The following is a 25,856-nucleotide window of genomic DNA, read 5'->3' as shown; positions in this document are numbered from 1 at the left end:
TCAGTGTTCTATTTCCTGGTTCCAGAAAGAAATGTTGTCTGATAATGTCGTTCTTAGAACCCTAATTTTAAGTTAAGACCAATCGTACGGGTAGACGGAAGCGCACCGTATTCAGAACCCTGATAGTTGGCTGCGCTAAGGTTCACATCTGGGTCGAACGGCAGTTTGCGCGTTGCTAAACCAGGAATATCCATCGTTGCATTGCCCCGGTAAATGAAGAACAGGTTACGGGCTGTCAGCGACAGGCGGGCATTCCGGATGAAGAAGCCTTGTGGAACGGGCAGGTTGTACCCAAACGTGAGCTCTCTCAAGCGGGCGTTGGTCGTTGAGTACGAGAAAAATTCACCCCAGGTGTAGCGGCCCTGCGATACGGTTTGCCAGAACTGCTCGGCCGTAATGGCTTTGGTGTTCGTTTCGCCGGTTGTCGTTACCGCCGGAAGTACCCAGTTCCCTTCGCGGTACTGCGTCGTATAAGCCGCTGTACCATCATACGCCAGGTTGCCGTCTGTGCCGGAAACCATAATACCACCCACGCGACCGTCGATCAGGAAGCTCAGCACAAAGTTTTTGTAGCTGAATGTGTTACTGAAACCGAAGGTCAGTTTGGGGTTGTAATTGCCGATGGTTTTGAACGCACTCACAACCGGTACGCCAGCAGACGTCACTAAGAGCCGCCCCTGCGCATCGGTTGCCCAGCCATAGGCCTGAAGATCACCGTAAGAGCCCCCTTCGGTTACCACAGCGGTTGTCGTCCGTGTATTGCCGCCCAGCGTAGCCGTTTTAATACTTGGGTGTAATTCGACAACTGTATTCACGTTCCGGGCGAAATTCAGCGAAGCATCCCAGGTAAAGCTGCGGCCTTTCAGCGGAGACGCGCTCAGGGTAAGTTCAAACCCTTTGTTGTTGATTTTTCCGGCATTAACGTACTGGCTGGCAAAACCTGAAGCTGGTGCTAAGGCCAGTTCGAGAAGCTGGTTGACGGTGTTGCTGTTATAGTACGTGAAATCGACTCCTAAACGACCTCCGAAAAAGCGAATGTCAGCGCCAAATTCGGTTGAAGACGATATTTCTGGTTTCAGGTTATCAGCCGGACGCCGGGTGTTGCGGGATAGAAATCCGCCCGATCCTCCCTGAGAGAAGGTGTAGGTTTGCAACAGACTATAGGGAGCGGCATCGTTCCCCACCTGCGCCCATGAACCCCGGATCTTAGCAAAACTGATCCAGCTAGGCATCCGAACGGCTTCCGACAAAATCAGGTTCGCACCGAATGACGAGTAGATGTAGGAATAGGGCTTCGGCAGTGTTGACGACCAGTCATTCCGAACCGATGCATCGACCGTCAGGTAGTCGCGGAAGGAAAGCGACGCCGTTCCGAATACGTATTGCAATTCCTTTTCACTGTAAGCTGTAAGCGGAGTTAGTGCCGCAGCTGGTGCAAACGACAGGTCGAAGCGGTTTGCAACGGACAAGCCATTCGTGCTGGCACCTACCTGCGAATAGCGGTTGTACGTAGAACCGGCCCCGAAATTGTAGGTAAGAGCCAGGTTTTTACCGAGCTTATTGTTCCCCGAAACGATCACGTCCATGTTCCGCTCGATCTGGTCGCCCACATAATCGGAATACGACCCGCCCGTACCAGCAAACAATAACGTATTATTTGCATAACCGAAGTTATAGCGGTCTGTATACCAGTCGTAGCTGATACGTCCCTGAATGTTCAGCCAGTCCGTTAGATCGTATTTAGCCGACCCCAGCGCGATCACCCGGTTCCGTTTTTCCAGCGCAAAGGTTTTGTTAAGCGTCCAGTATGGGTTCATATAAATACCCGAACTGGTCCAGTACGTTGGCTTGCCCGTTGCATCTTCATACGTATTGTAGACGTTGTTGAGATCCACACTACGGGGCACCTTATACAGGTTCATCGTAACCGAGCTTTCCTCACCAGAACGGGGCTTGTTGTCTATTTTCTGGTTTACGTACGTGATCTTGGCATCAGTCGAAAACCGCTTCGATATCTGCGTGTTGATTCGCAGGTTCAGCGTATGACGCATCAGCGAATTGTTGGGCAGAATACCCTGATTGTAGTTATTCGTGTACGATAGATACGTCTGTATTTTGTCGCCACCCGCTGAAATGCCTATTGAATTGTTGGTCGAAAGGGCATTCCGGAAAAAGTCTTTGATGTTGTTTGGATACGTAGTGGCAGGCGCTCCCCAGCTATAGGGTGAGTTCTCGCTGCTTTTGCCACCGGCGCCCTGGCCATAGGTATTCTGAAGGTTCGGCAACATGAATGGCGACTCCATCGACGCTCCCGAATTAACGTCTACCGCTACTTTTCCAGCTTTGCCTTTCTTGGTTGTAATCATGATAACGCCGTTGGCAGCACGGCTACCGTACAGTGCCGAAGCCGCTGGCCCTTTCAGTACGTTCATCGACTCAATGTCGTCCGGGTTGATGTTGTTGGCGCCATCACTACCGTTGATGCCCCCGAAGTCGCCCGTAACCTGGGCCCGGACTGTATTGTCTACCGGTACCCCGTCGATAACGAACAGAGCGTTGTTATTGCCCGTAATCGAGCGGTTCCCACGTAGTACGACCCGCGTAGCAGAACCCGGACCAGATGCCCCTTGCGTAACAACCAATCCGGCAATTTTACCAGACAACGTATTGACGAAGTTCGCATCGCGTACGTCCGTCAATTTTTTGCCATCGAGCTGTTGGGTAGCGTAGGTCAGGGTCTTAGCCGACCGCTCGATACCAAGCGCCGTAACGACCACCTCATTCAGCTGCTTCGAATCTTCCTGAAGCATGATGTCAATGACCGAACGGTCGCCGACAGTAACCTCCTGACTCAGGGTTCCAATGGACGAGAAAACCAGAACCGTATTATTGTTTTCTACCGTGATCGTGTAGGCCCCACTACTATTGGTTGTCGTGCCCCGGCTGCTTCCTTTGATTACTACGTTTACACCCGGTAGTGGAGAGCCATTTCCGTCCTTAACGGTTCCGGAAACATCTCTCGCCAGAAGTGTATTCATCTTATCCTTCCCGGGATTCGCGTATGTCGATACGGGTGCGGACACGAATGCCATCCAGGCGCCCAGCAGTACAACCGCACAACTGCGCAGCTTACGACTACCAACACTCCTCTGGTCAAAAAAGAGTACTAATTTTTGCATAAGTTTAGTTAAGTTAAAATGGGTAATAAAATAAGTATATAGATTCGGGATATACTCAGAAGGGAAAATGACAGCTATAGCAGGAAATAATGATATAGCTGATTAAAAATTCAAATTGTGCCGTTAATTTAATAGATAATTTGCTAACTGATGGAAATAGCCGAATAGAAATTGCTTACTGTTTTTTGTTAACATTGGTTTAACCTTAGGAAGATACTCAATTTTTTAGGCTCATAAAGGCGCTGGATTAGGGCGAAATGATGGTAAGGCTGAGCGTAGTGGGGCAACAAAACTGTTAATCTACGTGTTTACGGCGGCCAAATCAGTAAACGCAAAAAGGCCAGTCAAATAGACTGGCCCATGTAAACCCAATAAACTGATTAAACAGAAGCTTAGTGCGATTTAGTCGGCAGCATGAGTGGACTTATCAGTCGCATAAAACAATCGAACCAAATGATTCGCCTGATTGGCCGGATCCTTACTCAAGTCGTCGATCTGATCGAAGGCAGCTTGTTTGTCGGGTTGATCGTAATAGATATCCTCCAGATTTTGACTGGTGATCAAATGAATCGGCGAATTGGCCTCGCGACTGAAGTAATATGAAGTGATCGATTGAGCTGGTCCGCTGGTCATCATCCAGGAGGGCGTAGGTTTGCTATACACGTAGACCCGGTCAGTGTGTTCGACGCGGTACAATTCGCCATCGAAGCTTCGGTAATCGACACCAGCTTTCCGCTCTCCCCACAAATCTGAAAGCGCAAATTTGGCTTCAGGCGCGTTGGGTTGATCCACTTTTAACGCCCGCTGAAAGGTTTCTTCGTGCATACGATACCCTGGTTGATCGCTATCAAAACCATCGGTCAGTTTGTGCTTTGAAAAATCGGTGGCGGACAAATAAACGCCGTTGTCAGGAAACGAAACGAAATTATTGGCTTGTTGAGCCAGAGCCGAAAATGGCAGCGCAGCAATGGCTGCCAGTACTACAGTTTTCATAACAATAAAACGAATTGGTGAAACGAAAAATAAAGAACCATACTGTCAGACTTTGTCCTGATTAGATGAATCTGAGGTTGTTCCGGTACGTGTGTTTCATGAGCGTCAATACGTTGTCCTGTTCGGCGAGGTAAACTTGCGTCGCTCAAATTAGAATCGCGTAAGTTTTGTGTTAATTAGCTATTAAAAGCAGCTCTCTTTAACGTAGCTGTGTCAACGTAGCCAACGTAGCAGGGAAAACACGATTTCTGGAAATAAACAGGCCAGGAAATGGAAGAATCACTATTTTGGCGATTCTATACAACCGACTCCTTCATGAAAGCTAAGCTACTGACAGGCTTATTGTTTATCGCGCTGTTTATCGTCTCCTGCACTAAACCGCCAACCGGCTCACCGACCTCACTCAACAATACGTTAGATAGTCTCTTTGCCAGCGCACCCGAGTTCAGTGGTGTTGTGCTTATGGCTGATAAAGGCAAGCCAACGTATCGGAAGGCGTTTGGCTACAAAAATTTCGAGACAAAAGCCCCCAACACTACGTCCTCCATTTTCGAACTGGCGTCACTATCGAAACAGTTTACGGCAATGATCATTATGATGCTGAAGCAGGACGGAAAACTGGCGTACGATGATCTGATCGAGAACTACATTCCGGGGCTTCCGTATCCGGGCATCACCATTCGGCAGTTACTGAATCATACATCGGGCGTACCCGATTATCAGGACGTCATGGATAAACACTGGGATAAGCGCAACGTAGCGGGTAACGCCGACAACATTGCCTATCTGATTCAGTATCATCCGGCCAAACGATTTGAACCCGGTACAAAATACGAGTATAGCGATACGGGGTATATGCTGTTGGCCAGTATTGCCGAAAAAGCATCCGGGCAGGATTTTATTGAGCTATGCCGGACGCGCATTTTCAAGCCCGTTGGTATGACGCACACGGACATCCGCACTCGTGAGGACAAGATCAAACTTGCTGATATGGCCTGGGGACATATGTATGTGCCGGAGAAAAAACGCTACGTTCGGGCCGATTCTTTTCCGCAATTCAACTATGCCATTTGGCTGGGCAACCGCAAAGGCCCCGGCCGTATTAGCTCAACGGTTGACGACCTGCTGAAATGGGATCGGGCGTTGTACACGAATCAGCTAGTCAGTCAGCAGACGCTGAAGGACGCTTTTATCCCTGCTAAACTGAACGACGGTACGTTAACCCATTACGGGTTTGGCTGGGAGTTGAAACAAAGCAATAAACTGGGAAAAATCGTCTGGCATGACGGTGATAACCCCGGCTATAAAACGCAGATCATTCGCTACGTCGATGGGGATAAAACCGTCATTCTGCTTTGTAACAACGCCCATGAAAAACTGCCGGTTATTCTGAAAACGATTGAGTCGCTGATTGAAAAATAACTCAGTGCCGTATGTGCCAAATCGAAGACGTTGCTAGAAAAACATCCACCAGAAAGCCCTCCACTGATCGGCATTTATAACGAAGAGAAAAAATATATAAATAGCCAGATAAGCGATCAACCCAATCAGGTAAGGCCGGTAAATTCTGTTGTTGAATCGCTCGTAAATTAGCAGGCCAATCATGATCAATAGCGCCAGAATCGGCCCTGGAAGACCCAAACGACCCAGCGCTGGGTTGATGAACGGCAATACCGTTAACACCATGAATCGAGCGTGGTAGCTTACTTTACGTCGGTAGTAAATGGCAAGCCCGTAAAAGAGTATAAAAAAGCTAAGATCGGCAATACCAATCAGGCGAATGTCGACGGCTCCCGGTGGAACGGGCGTATTTCTGATAAAAGCCAGTCGCTCCAGCCAAACGATAGACAGTACGACCAACGTAACAACGATGTACGATCCTTTACCAATTAACCGGTGAAGTGCCAGATTTTTGCCGCGAACCAATAGTGGTTGTACGATCAAAATACCAAACCACAGTAATACCGTAATGGCGTGAAGATGTAGCGCGGTACTGATGCCACTAAAATGCGGGATTAAGCTAAAATAGGTTTTGTAAAACCCCACAACTACCATGAGCAGTACGGCAGCAAAAAGATAAGTGCTAGTTCGGTAGGCTTTTTCCATTGTGTAGATACAGTTGATTTTCAGAATGTAAGCTACGCGTAGTGCTACTGAGAATTTGGGTAGAAAAGCGACGTTTTCAGACAAGTCGCAGAATTTTCTCGGGTGAGCGGGCGTATTCGGAGAGGAGGGTGTTGGGCGTAACGCCAGCAAACTCCTTGAAATCTTTGAACAAGTGGTGAAAGTCGGTATACCCAAAGTTGACAGCTACCGAGAGCCAATCAGCTTGAGGATGGGCCTCTTTCCACAAAAAAGCTTTGTGAAAGCGCGCGATTCGCCCGAATAATTTGGGCCCGATACCCATCCGTTCGACAAATTTACGTTCCAGTTGGCGGGGACTCAGACAAGCCTGATCGGCCAGCCAGTCCAGCGAAAAACGGGTAGGGTTATGCAGTAATAATGTGCCTATCTTATCAACAGCGTGCCTGTCTGATTTCACCTGGCGAGTTTTCTCCAATAAATACTGCTCAACAATTTCGATCATGTCGACATAGCTGGCCGTATTGGCTAAACGGTCATTGACCAGCTGAACTTCCCGATTGATAACTGCTTCGGCATCCGTTTTTTTGTCGGTAAATTCCGTGAGCGGCACCCGTAATAAGCGAAATAAACCCCCCGTGTGAAAAATGACCCGGATCATTACGTAGTCTTCGGCGGGCATCACGAAGTTGATTCGGGAAACTGGTTGCCCAAAAACGGTATTTCGAGGCTCCTTTTTTACTTCTCCAGTACGTTGATTAACAGACGTAACCAGTCCCTTTGGGAAAAACTCTAGCCCATGCTCTGGTAGTGGAGGAAACGCTTTTATGAGCGCAGGCTTTGTCGGGTCATAGATAAAATGCAGCAGCAAATACTCCTTCACAAGGCTTTGCAAGGCAGGACATGGAAGAATCCGCTGATAGATCATACTGAAAGATAGCAAGTTGCTAATTTTCAGGCAAGTACAATTTAGTTAACGTAACGGATCGCTTAAACTCGTCGGATTTCCTTAAAAAGTGCTGTGGGCAAGACCCAAAGCAGGAGGGAACTTGTAAATTGGCCGTCGTAGACTAAATGAATGATCGAACTAACCACAGGCCATGTCTTTTCAAGCGTACATCGACAACATCCGGGCAAAGACCGGGAAAGGTCCGGACGATTTTAAACAACTGGCGGAAGAAAAAGGTCTGCTCAAACCCGGCACGAAAGCGGGTGCTATCGTGGCCTGGCTGAAAGAAGACTTCGACCTGGGCCACGGGCATTCGATGGCTATCTATAAGTACTTCAAAGACGCTGGTTTAATATAATTTGCTGGTCTAAATAGACTGATTTGTGTTTGCACCCAGTCGTACACACGTAGACTGGGTGCAAACACAAATCAGAGTTTAACTTAGTGAAGCCAAGTTTAAGAATCTGGCCCCACTAAGTTAAATTCTGTTTCAAGTTTTCCGGAAGTCGGTCATGACGCGAAACTTCAACCCTGGCCAGAGCAGACGGTTAGACCGTCAACTTGCCTTCGATAGAATCGTCCAGGGTTTTGCCCAGAATAGCACCGGCAGCCATTTTTACAAACGCTACCGCATTGCCATGTTTATTGTCCCAGTAGTAGCCTTCCTTGGTGTCTACTTTTATCGCCGTAATGCGTGGGTCATCAATCCCTTCGGTGAACCAGGTTTTAAGAATCGGCTCCCAAAGTTCTTTGATCAGTTCCTTGTCTTTGGATAACGTAGCACTCCCGTAGACACTCAGAAAATCAGAATAATCTGACCCCTGGAACAAGAGTTGAACGTGGCTATCAGCCTCTATCTCTGCGTTTTTGTGGCTGTCGCTGGCGCTTAAGAACCAGAAATTGCCATCTTCATCGACCTTCTGCACCGACATGGGCCTTGTTTTCAGGGGCTCTCCGGTCGTGATCTTCGTGCAGAAATAGCACGTATTGCTTTTGCCAACCAGATCTTTTATTTTCTTTCCGGCTTCGCTGCCCGTCAGGTCTTTGTGATTTTCTTCCGGCTGCTCTCGATTGATGCTGTCCATACTAGTTGAGTTAATTAAAGAATGAGTATTCCTCTACTAACAAAGAATGAAGCGAACCCTCTTTTGAAAAAGTGTAGATGCGTTGTTTTTTTCGTTTAACCCAGTTCAGCAGCAGCGACTGATCTGATTTATCAACATTGTTGTTTCTTTGGAATTCAATTCGTTCGGAACCCTATGAACTCTGGGACGCCAGTAAACCACCAAAACGTGATTGCTATTCGAGAAGCTACAGCCGCCGATTCCGACAAAATCTGGGCGATTATCCGAGAGGTTATTGCCACGGGCGATACGTATGTTTTTGCCCCGGATTCGTCCAGAGAAAAAATGCTGGCCTACTGGCTCGGCGCTGACAGGCATACATATGTGGCCGTACTGGATGACGAAATTGTAGGCACGTTTGTGATCAAGGACAATCAGCCTGATCTGGGTTCACACATTGCCAACGCGAGTTATATGACGTCGCCACATTGTTCGGGGAAAGGCGTTGGTAGAACGATGGGTGAGTTTTCTCTGGAGGAAGCCAAACGGTTGGGTTATAAAGCCATGCAATTCAATATTGTCATCAAAAGCAATGAGCGGGCCGTGCGCCTATGGCAGAAATTGGGGTTTTCGATACTGGGCGAAATACCCGAAGCCTTTAACCATCAAAAGAATGGCCTGACAAACGCGTACATCATGTATCGGAAGCTATAGGTGGAGGCTGCTTTGCCCGATTAACTCAATTGCTGATAAACGTTAGACGACGTAACGTACGGACTTTAGGTTGCTTAAAAACAACAAAAAATGACTCTTGCAGACGTAGCGAAACAGCGCCTGATCAACCAGCAGTTGCTGGGCACTTCATTTCAGTCGGCGACCGAACTGGTTGGCTGGTTTGGGGCGGTGCAGGCGCAGGAATACGCACAAACAAAATGGGGGCTGGGCTTACGGTTACGGCATCTGTTCGATAAAGACGTTGAGCAGGACTTTGCCGAAAGAAGAATCCTGCGAACACACGTACTACGTCCAACCTGGCATTTCGTGACACCCCTGGATATTCGCTGGATGCTGATGCTGACCGCTCCGCGCGTACACCAGGCCAACGCGTTTATGTACCGGAAACTTGAACTGGATAAGCCTATCTTTAATCGGTGCAACGAGATTATTGCCAATACGTTACAGGGCGGAAAATGCCTCACCCGCGACGTAATCAACAACGAATTCAAGAGGCATACTATAAGTGCAGAAGGGTTTCGGCTAAGCTACATCATGATGAATGCCGAACTCGCCGGACTTATTTGTAGCGGCCCACGTCAGGGCAATCAATTTACGTATGCGCTTCTGGAAGAACGCGTTCCGGCAACCGAAGCAATCAGCCGGGACGAAGCGTTGGCGGAACTCACCCGACGGTATTTTACCAGTCGGGGACCGGCAACTGTCAACGACTTCGCAACCTGGTCGGGATTGACCCTGGCCGATTGCCGAAAAGGACTGCAACTACTTGAATCCGAATTGGTGAGGAATACAATTGACCGGGTAGATCATTTCTGCTGTGCTAATTCCGAACGTATTGAACCCGCCGAACATGATATTCATTTGCTCCCGCTGTTCGATGAATGGATCATGGGATACAAAGACCGAAGCGCAACGTTTGACTTTAGAAATAGTCTGACACTAACTCCGCCATTCCGGTTTGGAAACATGATTATGGCGGAAGGGCAAATCATCGGCACCTGGAAACGTAGTGCCGGAAGCAAGTCGATGATAATTGAGGCTGATTTTTTTGCTCCACTGAGTGAAAGGCAACGTAACGCGTTCGACGAGGCTGTCCATCGACTTGAACGGTTCATAAATATGCCGGTTCAGTATAGGCTGATTCAATAACGGTACGTGTTAACAAGTGATCACCTGTATGACAGTGAGTCTATTTTCACAATCTGACACTACTCAATTCAATAGCTTCTCTCAATATTTGATGCTAGAGGTCGCCAAGGAAGGAATGATGCAACTGGAAGTTAGTAAAGTGGCCCTGCAAAAAGCTACCAATCCAGAAGTACGCGAACTGGCGCAGGCCGAAGTCGAGGAACAAACGGGATTATTAGCAAAGCTGAAAGAAATTGCTGACGCCAAAGGAATCACTTTACCGGCATCTCCTGACCCGGAAACCCAGGCGATGGTGACCAAATTACAAGGCATGTCGGGCGGATCACTCGACAAAATGTATGTTAGCGAAAGTGGAGTGAAAGGCCATGAGAAACTCGACAAAGTGATGTCGACAGTTGAATCAACTGCGTCTGATGCTAGCTTGAAAGGCGTTGCCAGAGCGGCTCACCCCCTGGTAAAAACTCATTTAACCGTAGCGAAACAAATTGTGAATAAGCTATAAGCACAGACTACTTTCATACATCAATCAGGGTGGTGACTTATACGGTTACCACCCTGATTGATGTATATAGGTTCTCTGTCATCGAGAATTATATACTTTAGATAAACAGGTCCATTGCCTCATAGAGGACTACTGCTTTTCAACTATAGGTAACCAGGGTGGGTTGGATTTATGGACAAGTGTTCCAGGTTTTCCTAGCTAAACCACAAGGTTATGATTTTAAAAATGGATCGGCTTCCTATTGAGTTGCCCATACCCAAAAACCCATCGGCGAATGATGCCGCAGCCATTCAGGAACTGCTGGGTGGTAAATTCGGCGAAATGTCCACGCTGATGAACTATACCTTTCAGTCCTTCAACTTTCGGGGACGTAAGAAAATACGTCCTTTTTATGATGTAATCGCCAGTATCGCCGGGGAAGAGTATGGTCATATCGAAGTGGTTTCCTATGCCATCAACCTGCTGCTGACGGGTGTCACCAAGCGCGGATATGACCCGGTTTCTGCACCTTTAGCTGATGCCGCTAATGCCCGCAATACGTATCATTACATAGCCAGCGGCCAGGGATCGTTACCTGTCGATTCGATGGGAAATTTCTGGACGGGTCAGAATGTATTCAGTAGTGGTAACCTGAAACTGGACTTGCTGCATAATTTCTTTCTGGAATGTGGCGCGCGGGGCAACAAAATGCGGGCCTATGAGATGGTATCGGACCCAACGGCCCGTACGATGGTCGGTTATTTGCTGGTACGTGGCGGACTGCACATCGTGGCCTATGCCAAAGCGCTGGAAAAACTAACGGGTGTAGAAGTCACAAAGCTCCTGCCGATTCCAGATCTGAGCAACAATGCTTTTCCCGAAGCCCGGAAATTTATGGACCAAAAGCTCCATTTATCTCTATATACGTTTAGCCAGGATGATTATAAGCAGGCTGGTCTCATCTGGAATGGCCCGCACCCCGACGACGGACAGGAATGCTACGTAGTGGAGGGAGCCATTCCTGGTTATCCGGTTCCTGACTTAGAGGAAGAACCCCAGCTTAATGCGCCGGGTGCGGACGATTTCGATCCCCAGGTGTTTGCCGACATGGCGAAGAAAATGGGAATTAAGTACGAGTATTAATAATAAAGCGAGCACCATTTAGTGTATAGCTCGTACTAAACGTAGCAGCTTTCCGGCTGCTACGTTTAGTTTATATCCCTGAGAAGTCGCGCATCGGCGCGGTATGTTATTCAAACGATTTTCGATCGTTAACACTGTAGCTTACTGTTTTTTCGCCCAATCCAGCCGTAGCCGAAGGTTTCCTCTGACCTAGTCAGTTAAGGCCTGGAGCGTTCGTTCAGCCCCGTTACCCACTGGGGCGTTGATAAACGATTGCCAGTATGTTTGGCTATTGTAAGATTTACTTCGCATCGGCCGTTACGTGAAGTTGACTGTTTAGGTTTCCCTCATACGTGTCAGAAATACCTGTAAATTGGTTTGAGCTAAACAAAAGCAGTTGTTTGATTGCCAGAAATGTATCTTGGATCTATGGGTGAACCAGGTAATCAGTCAGGAGTTTCCACTGAATTTTTTGATAAAATAGCCAACCCGCTTCGGCGATAACTGTATTGACAAGCCCTCGGTCTCCAGCCTGGGGTTGCTGGTTATTAATAGATTCATGCTGGCCAATTTCAGATGCATGGATTGTACAGCCGGATACTTCGACCCGAAAGGTGCTACGTGCCTCTTCCGAGAAAAAATGCTCAATCTGGTCTGGCTTATTGGCTGATGGATCCGGGCAGGGTTGAACTGTGAATTCTGCCAGGTTGTCGCTCGTCTGCCGGTGAATGACCCGTACCCAATTTTCTGGCATTGGACCAGGTAAAACAATCTGGATAAAATCCCCGATCTCAACGGGTATATTCGGTTTAGCTCTGCCAATGGGATCATATAGTGCAAAATCGGCGGAAAGGCTGGAAAGAGCAGACCAGCCATTTACATTCAGCAGTTTAACTGTAGAGTTGGCAAAGGCTTCCCTGGCCGCCGATTCGTCTGGATAGGTATGGTGGCTTTCATAAGTCATATCCCTGGTCGCTTCTCCCTGCACGACTTTACTTTCGTGTTGAATCTGCGCAACAACAGCCTTGAGTTTCATACGTGTTTACGGATTAAAGACGTCTCAATTGCCCTGTAGGGTAAGCATTCATTGAGCTTATGGTATAACTCAACCCATTTGGTGTCAATAGACAGTTTGGTAACGGGAAGTAAGGCAATGGTACCAATCGGCTGATTTCTTCTTAATCGAACCCTTCCAGGTGATTCGATTTTTGTGCCTGGAATACTTGTTCGTACCGTTCAGTCTGAGAAACTGGAGTAATAGCTAGTCGGATTTATCAACTTAACTGGAACCACTGCCTCACAACTCTTTGCGTTAACAAGCTGCAAATAGGCTTGCAGGATGTTCATACAATCATGAAGTTTTTTGTTCCCTTCACCATTGGTAGTCTACAAGCCGAACAAGTCTATGGCCGTAGTAAAAAACGGCTGGAGGATATTGGCTTTCAGGTGAGTGATGTACGTATTCAGCAGCTTGCCTTTCAGCATGAAGGTGAACTGATTAATCATCGGGTTGGTGATGTAACCCCGAATGGAGAGATTACGGCTGCTCTTCTCCATAGTGATGTGGGGTACTTTGTGTGTACGTTGGCAGTAGCCAACGAGTCAACTGGACCGATGCCTATCCGGTATACACAATTGATTATGGATTCCAGTATTATGGCCGTCAGCTATTTTGACGCCTTGTAAAGCTCATTACGTTTTAAAATGATGGCGTTACCTCTCTACTAGTGTCTTTAATTTTTAAACGATTGGTATCCAGTTAAACGGATGAAGCGGGGAACAAGCCGTCGCCCTGGTGATTCTCTTAAAAAAAAAGGTAATTAATTGAATGTCTGGCAATTATTGGTTGCAAGGCCGGGCATTAGTCTTTTATAAAAACAACTACATAATCGGTACTAAAGCCGGAATATATACGTATTATGGAACCCTTTAACACCGACACTCCCCAGCCCTTATCGGCCCTTGTTTCCTATTTGTTCGCGCAACGGGAAACCATCCTAAATAACTGGCGAACGGCTTGTCAGGAAGATGCCATGTTAGGTAAAGGCCATTCATTAAGCCGTGAAGAATTTAATAACTTACTTCCGCTGATTTTAGATATTCTGGAGGCACGACTGCTGGGAAAAGCGCCTGAAGCAGAACCGGCCCTGACGGCTCAGGTGCATGGGCTGCATCGCTGGCAAAAATCGTTTTCCCTGATCGATACGATGCAGGAAATAGCCCACTTAACGCAGATACTGTATAATGAGCTGAAGAGTTTTCAAATACTTTTCCCCCAAACAGACGCTCAAATCTTGCTGAATGTCAACCAGAAGATTTCCCAGATCATGCAGGAGGCCATGGAAGGTAGTGTCGTTAAATATGACGAACTGCAACGGCTGGAAGCCAGTCAACGGTCGGCTACCCTTCAGCACGCTGTAGAGAAAATGACCGCCTTATCCCAGGAACAGATCTCTATGCTGCGATCGTCTGCCCATGACCTGCAAGGGGGGCTTGGCATTATTAATGGAGCAGCTTATATGCTCAAGCTGGAGGGGTTATCTGAAGACCAGCGAGTGCAGTATCTGGATATGTTAAGCCGTAATCTGGCAAGCGTTGAGGTAATGCTTACAAGCTTAATGGATCTCTCCCGACTGGAAGCGGGTGAAGAAAAGCGTCAGATTGAATCTATAGACGTAGCGCCCTTCCTGCATGAGATGGTTCAGAGTGGACAAGCCTTGGCTACTGAACGAAAACTGATACTCAGAGCCGAGGGTCCTGCTTCGCTACACGTTGAAACCGACCCCATTAAGCTACAGCGGATTATGCAGAATCTGTTGTTGAACGCCTTGAAATACACCTCCAATGGATTTATTTCGATTTCCTGGGCATTGGAGAACGATGCTCGCTGGATCGTTAGTATCCAGGACTCAGGACCAGGTTTGCCCCCCACACTAACGGGTGTATTGGGTGATCAGTTAAAGCCAACTGTCGAAGCAACCAGTGTGTTGTCCGTTGATGCCGCAGAACCCGTAGCTGTTTTGCCGACCAATGTTCCAACCATTCCTCCACCAGAACAACTGAGTGAAATAAGTTATCAGGCCAAGAAGGGAGAAGGTATCGGATTACAGATTGTGAAGCGATTGTGTGAACTCTTAAAAGCTAACCTGGAAATCGAAAGTATTACGGGCCGGGGTACCTTGTTTCGTATTCGGTTTCCAATACGGTATAGTGACAGACACACAGAGGAATAACAATCATTTCCATGCAGCGTCACGTTACTGTCAACCAAATCCGTTTCACCTATAATATCTTCCTGTTTTACCAAGCGAGATGCCTGTTTAAAACTTGTCCTGGGTTATCTGCTCTCGCCAGCAAAAATGGCTTCACATCCCCAACCTAGTTAACCCTATTCTTAACCTATCAGCTAAGCCTACGTAATGAAGCCATTAATTTATGTAATTGATAATGAGACAGACTACCTACAGTTAGTTCAGTACGTATTTGTTGAATTCTTACCGGATTATTCCGTTTTACTATTCTCCAGTGGTGAGACTATGCTGAGCAGCTTAGTAGCAAGTCCGAAACAGCCAGCTTTAGTATTGCTTGATTTACATATGCCTGGAATGAGTGGTCATCAGACACTCTTGCAGCTCAAGGCCAGACAAGACTGGAAGCTGATGCCAGTAGTCATGATAACTAGTGCAACAGGGCAGGGAGAAATTCAGGCGTGTTACGAAGCCGGAGCCAACTCCTGCCTGGCAAAGCCTATGAATATACCGTCTATGACGAAGTTATTTAAACAGGTCTGTACCTACTGGGTTGATACCAATGGGTCTGCACTAAAAAACAACTGAATTTTTCCTTCCTACAAACCGAAATAAACGTGCTACTGATCCACCAACTTCTTGAACAGCCGTCCTTACTGGCTTACTTCATTGGAGCGGATAATTATGCCTGGCTTCAGTTTCGCAGTGGCGAACGACGGTTACTGGCAAAACCCTTACTTTATTTTGAAGAACGGCTACCGACGTTTATTCGCATTCACAAAACAGCGCTGATTAACCCGACTTGTATTATTAGTGTACACCAGCCTCCCCGCCCCAAAATGGCAGGATCAGTTCGGCTGGTCGATGGTACCGAACTACCCGTGAGCCGTCGGCGATGGAAAGAGGTAGCTCAATTACTAAAAAACGAGAATAACGCGATCGATATTTCTGAACCCTCGTTGTCTATTCAGCCCATTCTGACTCAGAAACAGGTAACACGGCAACAGATACAGGTGATTATGAGTGGTGATACGTTACTGCTGACTGAGCAATGCCTTCGTCAACTGGATATACCCTATACGTTGCAGTCCTCAACAGCGGGCGCAGAACTGGCCTCAGCCTTGCTTCTTTGCCCACCTGATCAATGGCCAAAATTAATTATTATTGATTCCCGAATGAACCGGGCCGATAGTATAATGACGGTCCAAAGGCTTAAAGGCCATGCCCGGTTGCGGGCAATTCCGGTGATTTATCTAATACCACCGTCAGAAAATATGATGCAGGCATACCAACTGGATGCCAATTCCGTGGTTGTTGTTCCAGACGATCCGAGTTCGCTGGTTCGAATCCTCAACCAGATAGTCGACTATTGGTTGAAAACCGTTCAATTAGTTGACTGACCAAACCGCTTTCGACTAAAATAACGAAATCTCAATCTTGGGTAAGGTAACCGTTTCCCACCAATACGTGCGCAGGGTTTGAAAGTAACGAATCCAATCGGAGGCCAGGCGGGGTTTAACTAAATAGGATGAGCACCCACGCTGGTAAGCTTCAGCAACATCAGTTTGGCTGCTCGATTGACTTAACAGCACAACCGGAATTTTACCCATGGCTGCGGGCATCGCTTTAATTTGTTCCAGCAACCGCCAGCCATTTTGGGGTTCGGGCAGGTATAGATCCAGTAGAATTAATTTGGGGTAATTCCACTCTTCGGTGCGACACTGATTGAGAAAGAAAAGGGCTTCGGTTTCAGAAGAGACAAGCGCGGTTTTGACTTCCGGTAAACATTGATTGATAGTATCCTTCATTAAAATTCCATGATCCGGATTATCGTCAATAATTAACAGGTTGGCATTTTTAAAGTTATCCCGAGCGGTTGGGTTATCAGGTAATTGATTCTTCATGAACGTTGCTTGGGTATGTCGTTCACCAAAATTACAACATAAAGTAACTAAAAGCTAGAGACTTACTAGGTAAATAGGGGAGATTTACAATAAGTTGCTTCTATATCGAAAGAGCCGTTACCTCACTTGCAGACAAGCTGAGTTCGTTAAAGTGCTGGCCGATGGGTTGGGTTTATATAAGCTCTCCAGCTAAATAAATTGGCTACCAGCGCCGATCAATCCTAACGCTTTCAACTATGAATTCTACGTCTGAACAGTGGTGGGTCAATTGATCGATCAGCAATTGCCGCTTTCCCGAGTTGTATCGATTATACTCATTTTTGCTCTGCCAATTCGACTAAATCGCTGACTAGTTTAGACGATCCTGCCGATCAGGCAGCCATGGCTTACCCGCGAATCGGGTACAATGGTGTTATTGATGAGCGATTGGACCTGGTATTACTACGTGAGTTGGCCAGCCGCCAGCCCAATAATTTATACTGTTAGGTCCTGTAGTCAAAATAAACCCGGCAACGCTGCCAATCGGCCCCAAGCTGCATTATCTGGTTATGAAGGATTACAACGAATTACCAGCCTATTTCAGCAACTGGCAGGTTGCCATGATGCCGTTCGCGATTAATAAATCAACGCAGTTTATTAGCCCAACCAAAACGCCGGAATATTTAGCGGCAGGTTTACCAGTCGTTTCCACACTAATCCGCGACGTAGTGCAGACTTACGGTGTCTTGATCCCTTAAAAGAGAGCCAGTGAAAAGTAGAGTAAAACAACTAACTTTCACAGGTTTACAAAGGGGAAATGAAAGTAACACAATTCACCGAAGCTCAGATTGTAGCCATTCTCAAACAGCAAGACAGTGGCCAAACCGTCGCGCAGATCAGCCGAGAGCACGGCATCAGCGAAGCTACCTTTTACGGATGGAAAGCTAAGCATATAGGTATGCAGGTATTAGCCTTCAGAAACTGAGGATATATAAAAAATACAAAGGTGATGTTGATTATTTTGCTCGTGCAACTCACAATAAACGGACGATTATGGAAGATGACGATTTCTTCAAAATCGATAGCTTATTACAGGATATAGAATTAGCTGAAAATGGATTAACTTCCGAAAGCTATTTAAGAACCCTGAGTGAAAAATTATCAGATCTTTGCGATAGTGCCGAAACGATAGTGAATTGAAACGAATGGCAAAATTATAGAGCTGTTCAACCGAACTATCAGTTTTGAAAGTAAGGAGTCATTACGTCATATCAGCTATGGAAAACATAACAGATTTTTGACCTCAAGCCGAAACGGGCTCACCAAATGGGTAAGGACGAATTAACACAAAGCAAATTATACAACGGAAAATCAGCTATGGACCAATCGTTTCAATACCTCCAAACTCTCTTTATCATTTTCACTATTTTGGCTTACATTGTAGGTCTAACCTTAGGAGTATTAGGTATCCTAGTCCTACTTAAATACTTAAGAAAGTAGCTAAGTTAATATAACTCCACTTATAGAATAAAGAGTGACCTGATTTTCATTATGATAGCGTACTTACAAACCATTTTCCCGTTGAAACAGCGCCCCCTAAAAATTATCTTGCTGGGGCTAGTCGGGTACGGTATTACTCAGGGCTATCAGCTCAGTGAGCATATTAGTCAGGAAGTTTGCATATGGGTGTCATTGATCTACATGTTGATAGCCTTACCTAATCGGTTATATATCCTAATGATCTATGCGGGTATTCTGAGTTTGTTCTACTGGGCTCAGTGGTAAGTTGAATCCTATCACTTCCTTAATTGAAACATCCTTGTTCAGCTTTTTTCTTTACTGGAAAAAGTAAATAACCTAATGCCACTTATACGACAACTCTATAAGGATTAATTTTTTATCTTAAAATTTAGTCTCCTATTTATGAAATGGAGTCAACTAGAGCGCTGGTATAAAAACACATGGTTTCAGATAAGTCAGCTTTTTTGGTATCGAAATGAAAAAAAGCAAATGAAACACAAAACCAGGAAAGAAGGGATAACTAAGCTAGGGTGGCACTCCGAAATAGGAGGAAAGTAATAAGGTTGAAGTAATCTGGTATTCACTGAGAATGGCGGGTTCTATCGTTTATCCCTTTACGTAATGCCACTTATACAACAAAATTAGATATGAGATTTTCAGTAGTCTGTATCCTACTATTAATGGCTCAATTAGGCTTAGCTCAGTCTCCTACTCGTATTGAGATTCAAGATTCAACTTCATTACATCATATTCACAACTATATCCGAGAAGCGAGAAATTTAGCCTTGATTTCAGATTCAACAGGCATCATCGTTTTTCAATACAATCAGCTTCAAAATGGGTATCAATTCCATTTGAGCGCCATTGATAAAGAACGGACTTCTTACTTTAAAATGTTTGAAGTGCCTTCTCAATATACCTTTATTGATAATGTACTTATACTAATCCGCTACGGGTATGAACGTCATTTAAACTTTCCTCAAGCTTATCATGAAGCAGTTGATAAGTTAGTTGATCGACGTTTTAAACGACTAGAGGAAGACAAAGGGGCTTTTGTCAATTATGTCAAAGAAGCCGATGGAACTGTACACCGGGTAAAATCGCTTATAGCGGGCAATCTTCATAATGAAGTACGCATCCGGGTTTACCCAGATGGCAAAACCGAACTTTTCAGAGATATTTGAGTAATTAGCACAAAGCTAAGATTAGATCTGGCTAGCCTTTTTAGAAGCTCTAGCTTTTTTCCCTTTACATAATCGTAGTGGCTGTTGCAAAAGTCCAGAAGGCGCTTGTTCGTCTTTTGAAACGTACATATTATAGAAGTTACCAGTCCCTTTGGTATCCAGCCTTCCGACAATCACTTCCGACGAACTTTTACTTAGATCCACGTTAGTACTTAAGTGAAAGTGCTCTCTTGCCCTGATAGGAAGGTCATGTATAGCATCTCGATTCAATTCGGCAATTCGGATTATAACGCCTGTGCCCGTGGCAGCTGGCTTAACGTAGCGGATCGTTTGGCCCTGAGCCAGCAGGCCCGTGCCGAGCAGTAGTACGAGCAGGCTGAGGGCTCCCGTTCTAAAGTGGGTAAAGAAAGGTAAAGAAAGCGTCATACAGATGCGTTGAAACAGACAGTTACTAAAGAAAGAAAACGGTAAGGTGAATCGCTGCGGGGGTGGTCAAGGCCCGCGGCCCGCGCAGGGGCGTGTAGACAAGGGAAGCATTTAGCAGGGATCAAGTAAAAAAAGATCAAGATTCGACGGCCGCCAATCCCGGCTTACTCTCTTCTAATGAGGATGGAAACAGAGAGCCCTTTTGGGTGTCGAATGAGTGGGCAAGTTTAGCCCAAAGCGGCCAGATCGATGTGTAGATTTCGCCCAAATAGGTGCAGATTTTGCTCAACCCAGTGCATTTTTGTTACACCTTAACCAAAAAGTGAAAAAGAAGGAGTCGATTTGTTTCATTCGTTCAGGAAAACAAACTTGATCTGTCCAGGTTAACCTAGCTGTGAGTCTATGTTCTTGCCGTGTTAAACCTCACTACCAGGGCAGAAGGAAAGCTCTCTATTTATAGTAATGATCCAGCACGGGGTATGATGGCAGCAATCGAATTGCCTACTGGGTGCACGTATTAAACTAAGGCGCTAACTAGAGTTGACAGCCCATCCTCCGAGTCAGACAATAAGTAATCACCATTGGCAAACGATCAGCCTGATCCTTGCTTTCCTGTTAGGCATCAACTCATGGGCCGGAGGTCAACACTTTGTGGCCTCCGTTCAGCGGTATGGCCCTGAGAATGGTCTGGCACACCGCGAAGTAAATGCCATTCTTCAGGATCGTCGGGACTTTATGTGGTTTGGCACCAAGCTTGGGCTCAGCCGCTTCGATGGGGCTAGGTTCACTACGTATACTAAGGAAAGCAACGGGCTTGATTTTGACGATATTCATTCCATCGCCCAGGATGCCAACGGGCTGTTGTGGCTCATGGGTCCCGTGGGGAAGTCAGCCATCACCCTGTTCAACCCAGTGACGGGCGTGGCCACCTCCTTCGAGAAGCGCTTTCATCGGACCCGACCCATGCACCCCCCCTCGGTAAAGCAGTTTCTGCTGAGTAGCGCAGACGGAGCCATTGTTTTTATTGATTACCAGCCAGCCAGACTGAATGTTTACCATCCTAGAACGGGGTTGCGGATGGTGTCATTCCCCCAGTACAAGACCCTGGTGCTGGGGGCCGTTACGGCTCGGAATACCGTTTGGGCTTTTGCCGACGAAACCAGGCTGGTCGAATTGACGATGGATGGGCGCGTGCTGCAAACCAATGATCACCCAAGAGCACTCTATGCCTGTTTAGGCCAGCCCAATGCCGATGCGGAGTTCTTTTGTCGGTACACAACCTCAAATGATCCATCCGATCCTATAGACAAGCTGTATAAAGTTGACCGAGCTGGGCATGTTCAGACACAATCTCCGGAGCCCATCGAATCGGAGAAAATACAGTATCCACTCGCCTACGTCTTTGATCAGAGTGGGTTACTCTGGAATGGCTGCCAACTGCGTGACTCCACCGGAAAAACCGTTCTTGATATCACCAACCAGTTGCCCGGCGGCCTGATTGACGACCGAAGTTTCTTTGTTGACAAAAATGGAGGTATGTGGATGGGGACCAGCTTTGGGCTCTACCATATTCGGGTGGGTAAAAACTACTTTCATCGCTTGTTCTATAAATCTGGTGATGGGGAAAAACCTGCCGTTCGGGGAATTACCGCTGTGGGGAGTACGCTCTATACGAATCTGGAAAATATGGGGCTATTCAGCAGTACGTATTCGGGTGGAGATGCTCGTCAGCTGCTGGTTAAGCAGGACGTTTTCAACAGTTTGAGCGATACGTTGGGCGCAAAGTTGTACTTAGGTCAGGGAAATACCCTGGTGGGGTATGATTACCAAACCACGAAAACCACGGTAATGCTTATGCCCAGCCTGGGGACGATATGGACCATGCATTCATTTTCGGTCAGCCCGTATCGGCTGCTCGCGGGTGGCGACCCCGGTTTGTGGCTGGTCGATCCGCTCACACAGCACGTAGTACCGTTCAGGAATTATAACCAGTTTCCCGAATTAACCCGGGCTCATGTCCTTCATATTGGCGCTGACCGACAGGGTACGCTCTGGTTGTGCGCTACTACGGGACTCTACACGGTCGATCCCCGAAAGGGCGTTACGGCTCGCTACTGGCGGGGTGGAAGCGGGCCCTTTAAGCTACCCGTCGACAGCTACCAGCATTTTTACCAGGACCCTCAAGGGCTGTTCTGGCTAGCTACGGCCAATGCCGGACTAGTACGCTGGGATCGCGTCCGGTGTCTCTACCGCCAGTTCAGGCGGGCCGACGGGCTGAATAACGATAATATTTACGCGGTGTACGCCGACCGGCGGGGCCACCTATGGCTCAGCAGCGATAACGGCATCATGCAGTTCGATCCCGTCCGGCTCACCACGCGGACTTATACAGTGCAGGAGGGCATCTCCCACAACGAATTCAACCGCATCGCCCACTATCAGGATGCGCGGGGGCGGCTCTATTTCGGTGGGTTGAACGGGGTGACGGCTTTTGACCCGCGTGATTTCGAAGCCGAATCCCCAATGCCCTCTCTGCCCCTTCGTGTGGTTTCCTTCCGCCAGTTCGACGCAGACCGCAATACGCTGGTCGACAAGACCGGGGAACTACTCAGGACCGGGCAGATTACGCTACTGCCCGACGACTGGAGCAGTATTCTTGACTTCGCGCTGCTTAATTACACCGATGCCCAGAAAAATACGTACGCCTACCAATTTAAGGGGGTCGATAATACCTGGCGGTATCAGACGGAGTCCTCGCTGCGGCTGGGCAACCTGCCCTACGGCGACCATGAACTGCTGATTCGGGGGCAGGCCGCCGACGGCCGAATGTCGTCGGCTACGCTATCCATCGGGGTGCACGTACTGCGGCCGTTTTACCTGCGCGGCTGGTTTGCCGTTGCCCTGGTGTTCCTGTGGCTGGGCGGGGGGTGGGTTTGGGGACGGTGGCGAGACCGGCGACACCAGCGGGCACAGATCCGGCTGCAAACCCAGATCAACGAGGCCACCCGGGTCATTGCCCGGCAGGCCCAGGATCTGCAACAGCTCGACGAGACCAAATCCCGTTTTTTTGCCAACATCTCCCATGAGTTCCGCACGCCCCTGACGGTGATTCTGGGCATGGCTGACAATCTCCACCAGCAGGCTGCCCCCCAACTGCGTCAGTCGGCCATCCTGATCGAACGCAACGGCCGCAACCTGCTGCGTCTGATCAATCAGATTCTGGACCTCTCCCGGCTGGAGGCTGGCCAGATGCCGATCAAACTCGTGCGAACCGACCTAATCCGCTTTATCCGCTACGTCGGTGAATCGTTTCAATGGCAAGCCCAGGCGAAGGGGGTAGACCTGATCGTACATGCGGAGAAGGACGTCTGTGAGGCCGACTTCAATCCGGACAAACTACAGGACATCCTGGCCAACCTGCTGGGAAATGCCCTCAATTTTACCCCGCCGGGGGGGGAGGTCAGGTGTGAGGTAGCTATTCAGACCCGCTGGCAACCGCTTGCCCCTGCGGGCTACCACGAAGCACTGACGCCCACAAGTCATCTAAATGAGCCATGGATTCAGATCACCGTCAGCGATACCGGTCCCGGCATTGACCCGGCCAGTCTGACCAAGATTTTTGACCGCTTTTATCAGGCCCGGCCTGGATTGGCTGGGCCGCACCAGGCCGGGCCACCTCAGGCCGAATCAGTCCGTGGTGGTACGGGCATTGGTCTCTCGCTGGTGCGGGAGTTGGTTAATCTGATGCAGGGTGGCCTGGCCGTTCGCAACCGTCCCGGACTGGGGGGGGGCGGACTGGCGGGACCTGGTCTTGGCACTGAATTCGTGGTCCGTCTGCCTCTAACCCGGCAGGCACCCCTGGCTGACGATGTACGGCCCACCCCTGACTCGGGCGAAATGGACGAGGGGGGCAGATCCGATCCGGAGGAGGCTCCGGATCGCCCTATGTTGTTGCTGGTGGAAGATAATAACGATGTCGCCACTTATATCCAGACCTGCCTGCGGGAGGATTACCAAATCATTCGGGCCGAAAACGGGCAGATCGGCATCGACCTGGCCTTGGCCACTACACCGGACCTGATTCTGAGCGATGTGATGATGCCCGTTAAAGACGGATTTGAACTCTGCGCTACCCTGAAGAACGACGAACGCACCAGCCATATTCCGATTGTATTGCTCACGGCCCGGGCTGCTGTGGACGACCGGATGGCGGGCTTACGGCGGGGGGGGGATGCGTACCTGGTGAAGCCGTTCCAGCGGGAAGAACTGCTGCTTGTGCTGGGTAATCTGCTTCAGACCAGACGGCTGTTGCAGCGCTATTACAGCCAGCGAGCGCTGGGAAACCAGCAGCCTAGTCCGGGTCTCGCCGGTGAGACTGATACGCGGGAAGACCAGTTTGTGGTGAAATTACGAAGTACTCTGGAACGTCATCTGGATAACGTGGCCCTGGATACGAACATGATCTGTGAGTTGATGGGCATGAGCCGGAACTCGTTGTACCGCAAGGTAATGGCGCTGACAGGCCTGTCGGTCATTCCTTACCTGAGGGCTCTTCGCCTACAAAAAGCTGAAGAGTTACTGCTAAATTCAACGTTGAGCGTTGCCGATGTTGCTTACGCAGTGGGCTTCGACAATCCTCGGTATTTCAGCCGGGTTTTTTCGGAAGAAAAAGGGGTCTCCCCTAGTAGCTTTCGGGATATGGAGTAACCGATCTGCCTTTCCCATTCGTTGGAACAGTTCTGCCTTTTGCCGAGCTACACTCTTCTCTGGTAGTTTTGCCAAATCGTACGAATGTTGGCACCCCCCCCCCAATTTACTGTCTTTTTTAACGCCCGAATACTGATGCATCACATGAAAGCTCCCTAGTCTCACTTTTGAGCTTTCATGTGAGAAATAAACCATATACAATCTGCCAACCTTAGTTAAAGCTTTGCCGAAATGATTGGGGGGATAGACCGGTCTTGCTCTTGAATAACTTGCTGAATGATTGTGGGTATCCAAATCCTAATTGGTAGGCTATTTCGCTGACTGACAATTCAGTGGTGGCTAAGATTTCTTTAGCGCGCTCAATCAGCTTTTCGTGAATATACTGCTGGCCAGTTTGGCCAGTTAGCTGCTTCAGACAATCGCTCAGGTAGTTAGGCGACAGGTTCATATGCGACGCCAGGACATTGACAGTTGGTAGGCCTTGCTCGGCTGCGTTTCGCACCGATTCATTGAGTATGCGTTCAACTCTACTCAGCAACTCGCTGTGTCTGGGTTTACGGGTAATAAATTGCCGATTATAATATCGATTGCAGTAGGTGAGCATCAAATCCACATTCGATAAGACCACATCCTGACTATACCTATCAATAGGCAAATTGTACTCTTTTTCAATTTGTTGAAAGATGGTATCAATCGATTGTTCCTCATCTTCCGACAGGATTAGAGCTTCATTAACAGCGTATTCGAAAAAGGCATAGTCCTTTATTCTCTTCCCTAAGGGAAAAGTTCTGAAAAAATCAGCGTGAATAGTCAACAACCAGCCGGATTTGGCCAATACGTTGCCAGGTTCCAGAATACTGACCTGCCTGGGGGCAAAAAAAGACATGATGCCTTCGTCAAAATCATATGGGGTTTGACCATACTGAATTTTGCCGGGACAGTCTTTTTTCAATACGATTTGGTAAAAATCAAAAATCAAACGCACCCGTGCATCATTGTTTATTCTTGGCAAGTCCTCAAATCGCAGAATGCTAAACAACGGATGCTTCGGCTTACCAATGCCCAATGCTTTATGGCTTTGTGCAATGGTATCTATGTTGAGGGTTGTTAGGGTATCTTTTTGCATGGTAACT

At 47.8% G+C, this 25,856-nt stretch carries 22 protein-coding genes and 2 pseudogenes; 15 read left to right on the top strand and 9 right to left on the bottom strand.

The genetic code is table 11. The features are described from left to right. Positions 1-53: 53 nt before the first annotated feature. Positions 54-3,179, bottom strand: coding sequence for a SusC/RagA family TonB-linked outer membrane protein (locus tag IC230_RS25885; protein ID WP_191041979.1), 3,126 nt, complete (start codon positions 3,177-3,179; stop codon positions 54-56). Positions 3,180-3,581: 402 nt separating this feature from the next. Beyond that, positions 3,582-4,172, bottom strand: coding sequence for a hypothetical protein (locus tag IC230_RS25880; RefSeq protein WP_191041978.1), 591 nt, complete (start codon positions 4,170-4,172; stop codon positions 3,582-3,584). Positions 4,173-4,487: 315 nt separating this feature from the next. Between IC230_RS25880 and IC230_RS25875 the strand changes: the two genes are divergently transcribed. After that, the gene (locus IC230_RS25875; protein WP_191041977.1) at positions 4,488-5,594 is read left to right on the top strand and encodes a serine hydrolase domain-containing protein; all 1,107 of its coding nucleotides are present in this window, start codon (positions 4,488-4,490) and stop codon (positions 5,592-5,594) included. A gap of 33 nt (positions 5,595-5,627) precedes the next feature. Here IC230_RS25875 and IC230_RS25870 read toward each other — a convergent pair whose 3' ends face one another. Together IC230_RS25870 and IC230_RS34685 are read right to left on the bottom strand one after the other, a co-directional pair. Then, entirely contained in the window at positions 5,628-6,278 is a 651-nt protein-coding gene (locus tag IC230_RS25870) for a hypothetical protein (protein ID WP_191041976.1), read from the bottom strand. A 76-nt stretch (positions 6,279-6,354) separates the two neighbouring features. Further along, positions 6,355-7,137: a helix-turn-helix domain-containing protein gene (locus IC230_RS34685; protein WP_191041975.1), complete on the bottom strand. Its 783-nt coding sequence runs from the start codon at positions 7,135-7,137 to the stop codon at positions 6,355-6,357. 217 nt (positions 7,138-7,354) lie between these two features. Here IC230_RS34685 and IC230_RS25860 point away from each other — a divergent pair, with 217 nt between their 5' ends. Next, positions 7,355-7,561, top strand: a complete 207-nt coding sequence (locus tag IC230_RS25860) for a DUF4287 domain-containing protein (RefSeq protein WP_191041974.1) — start codon at positions 7,355-7,357, stop codon at positions 7,559-7,561. Positions 7,562-7,751: 190 nt separating this feature from the next. On the opposite strand, the gene IC230_RS25855 is transcribed toward IC230_RS25860, so the two are convergent. After that, complete coding sequence (locus IC230_RS25855) at positions 7,752-8,288, bottom strand: pyridoxamine 5'-phosphate oxidase family protein (protein ID WP_191041973.1); 537 nt, start codon at positions 8,286-8,288, stop codon at positions 7,752-7,754. Between the two features lie 207 nt (positions 8,289-8,495). Here IC230_RS25855 and IC230_RS25850 point away from each other — a divergent pair, with 207 nt between their 5' ends. The 4 genes from IC230_RS25850 (at position 8,496) to IC230_RS25835 (ending at position 11,775) form a co-directional block, all read left to right on the top strand. Continuing rightward, positions 8,496-8,981, top strand: coding sequence for a GNAT family N-acetyltransferase (locus IC230_RS25850; RefSeq protein WP_317171843.1), 486 nt, complete (start codon positions 8,496-8,498; stop codon positions 8,979-8,981). A gap of 90 nt (positions 8,982-9,071) precedes the next feature. After that, positions 9,072-10,151 (top strand): winged helix DNA-binding domain-containing protein, encoded by a 1,080-nt coding sequence (locus IC230_RS25845; protein ID WP_191041971.1) that lies wholly within the window; start codon positions 9,072-9,074, stop codon positions 10,149-10,151. Positions 10,152-10,242: 91 nt separating this feature from the next. Continuing rightward, the gene (locus tag IC230_RS25840) at positions 10,243-10,653 is read left to right on the top strand and encodes a DUF4142 domain-containing protein (protein WP_223860847.1); all 411 of its coding nucleotides are present in this window, start codon (positions 10,243-10,245) and stop codon (positions 10,651-10,653) included. Between the two features lie 213 nt (positions 10,654-10,866). Continuing rightward, entirely contained in the window at positions 10,867-11,775 is a 909-nt protein-coding gene (locus IC230_RS25835; protein ID WP_191041969.1) for a manganese catalase family protein, read from the top strand. Positions 11,776-12,181: 406 nt separating this feature from the next. On the opposite strand, the gene IC230_RS25830 is transcribed toward IC230_RS25835, so the two are convergent. Beyond that, on the bottom strand, positions 12,182-12,790 hold the full coding sequence (locus IC230_RS25830) for a hypothetical protein (RefSeq protein WP_191041968.1): 609 nt from the start codon (positions 12,788-12,790) through the stop codon (positions 12,182-12,184). Between the two features lie 317 nt (positions 12,791-13,107). Here IC230_RS25830 and IC230_RS25825 point away from each other — a divergent pair, with 317 nt between their 5' ends. The 4 genes from IC230_RS25825 (at position 13,108) to IC230_RS25810 (ending at position 16,402) form a co-directional block, all read left to right on the top strand. Further along, on the top strand, positions 13,108-13,440 hold the full coding sequence (locus IC230_RS25825) for a hypothetical protein (RefSeq protein ID WP_191041967.1): 333 nt from the start codon (positions 13,108-13,110) through the stop codon (positions 13,438-13,440). A 233-nt stretch (positions 13,441-13,673) separates the two neighbouring features. After that, positions 13,674-14,987 carry a sensor histidine kinase gene (locus tag IC230_RS25820; protein WP_191041966.1) on the top strand — a complete coding sequence of 438 codons (1,314 nt, stop codon included), beginning with the start codon at positions 13,674-13,676 and terminating at the stop codon, positions 14,985-14,987. A 186-nt stretch (positions 14,988-15,173) separates the two neighbouring features. After that, the gene (locus tag IC230_RS25815) at positions 15,174-15,590 is read left to right on the top strand and encodes a response regulator (RefSeq protein WP_191041965.1); all 417 of its coding nucleotides are present in this window, start codon (positions 15,174-15,176) and stop codon (positions 15,588-15,590) included. A gap of 29 nt (positions 15,591-15,619) precedes the next feature. Continuing rightward, the gene (locus tag IC230_RS25810; protein WP_191041964.1) at positions 15,620-16,402 is read left to right on the top strand and encodes a LytTR family transcriptional regulator DNA-binding domain-containing protein; all 783 of its coding nucleotides are present in this window, start codon (positions 15,620-15,622) and stop codon (positions 16,400-16,402) included. Between the two features lie 15 nt (positions 16,403-16,417). Here the strand turns inward: IC230_RS25810 and IC230_RS25805 are convergent, their stop codons facing one another. Next, complete coding sequence (locus tag IC230_RS25805; protein WP_191041963.1) at positions 16,418-16,906, bottom strand: response regulator; 489 nt, start codon at positions 16,904-16,906, stop codon at positions 16,418-16,420. Between the two features lie 282 nt (positions 16,907-17,188). On the opposite strand from IC230_RS25805, the pseudogene IC230_RS25800 reads away from it, so the two are divergent. The 4 genes and pseudogenes from IC230_RS25800 to IC230_RS25785 all read left to right on the top strand — a co-directional run. Next, positions 17,189-17,628, top strand: a pseudogene (locus IC230_RS25800) (glycosyltransferase family 1 protein); the annotation flags it as partial. 74 nt (positions 17,629-17,702) lie between these two features. Then, positions 17,703-17,852, top strand: a pseudogene (locus tag IC230_RS25795) (transposase); the annotation flags it as partial. A gap of 86 nt (positions 17,853-17,938) precedes the next feature. Beyond that, positions 17,939-18,085, top strand: coding sequence for a hypothetical protein (locus IC230_RS25790; RefSeq protein ID WP_191041961.1), 147 nt, complete (start codon positions 17,939-17,941; stop codon positions 18,083-18,085). Positions 18,086-19,086: 1,001 nt separating this feature from the next. Next, positions 19,087-19,590, top strand: a complete 504-nt coding sequence (locus IC230_RS25785; RefSeq protein WP_191041960.1) for a hypothetical protein — start codon at positions 19,087-19,089, stop codon at positions 19,588-19,590. Between the two features lie 21 nt (positions 19,591-19,611). Here IC230_RS25785 and IC230_RS25780 read toward each other — a convergent pair whose 3' ends face one another. Continuing rightward, the gene (locus IC230_RS25780) at positions 19,612-20,016 is read right to left on the bottom strand and encodes a hypothetical protein (RefSeq protein ID WP_191041959.1); all 405 of its coding nucleotides are present in this window, start codon (positions 20,014-20,016) and stop codon (positions 19,612-19,614) included. A 540-nt stretch (positions 20,017-20,556) separates the two neighbouring features. Here IC230_RS25780 and IC230_RS25775 point away from each other — a divergent pair. Continuing rightward, complete coding sequence (locus IC230_RS25775) at positions 20,557-24,723, top strand: hybrid sensor histidine kinase/response regulator transcription factor (RefSeq protein WP_223860846.1); 4,167 nt, start codon at positions 20,557-20,559, stop codon at positions 24,721-24,723. A 211-nt stretch (positions 24,724-24,934) separates the two neighbouring features. On the opposite strand, the gene IC230_RS25770 is transcribed toward IC230_RS25775, so the two are convergent. Further along, the gene (locus IC230_RS25770; protein WP_191041958.1) at positions 24,935-25,849 is read right to left on the bottom strand and encodes a helix-turn-helix domain-containing protein; all 915 of its coding nucleotides are present in this window, start codon (positions 25,847-25,849) and stop codon (positions 24,935-24,937) included. Positions 25,850-25,856 lie beyond the last annotated feature (7 nt).

This window comes from Spirosoma validum, from assembly GCF_014699035.1.
GTDB classification, from domain to species: domain Bacteria; phylum Bacteroidota; class Bacteroidia; order Cytophagales; family Spirosomataceae; genus Spirosoma; species Spirosoma validum.
The sequence above is the reverse complement of the archived record's forward strand: the minus strand, read 5'-3'. Positions and strand labels throughout refer to the sequence as shown.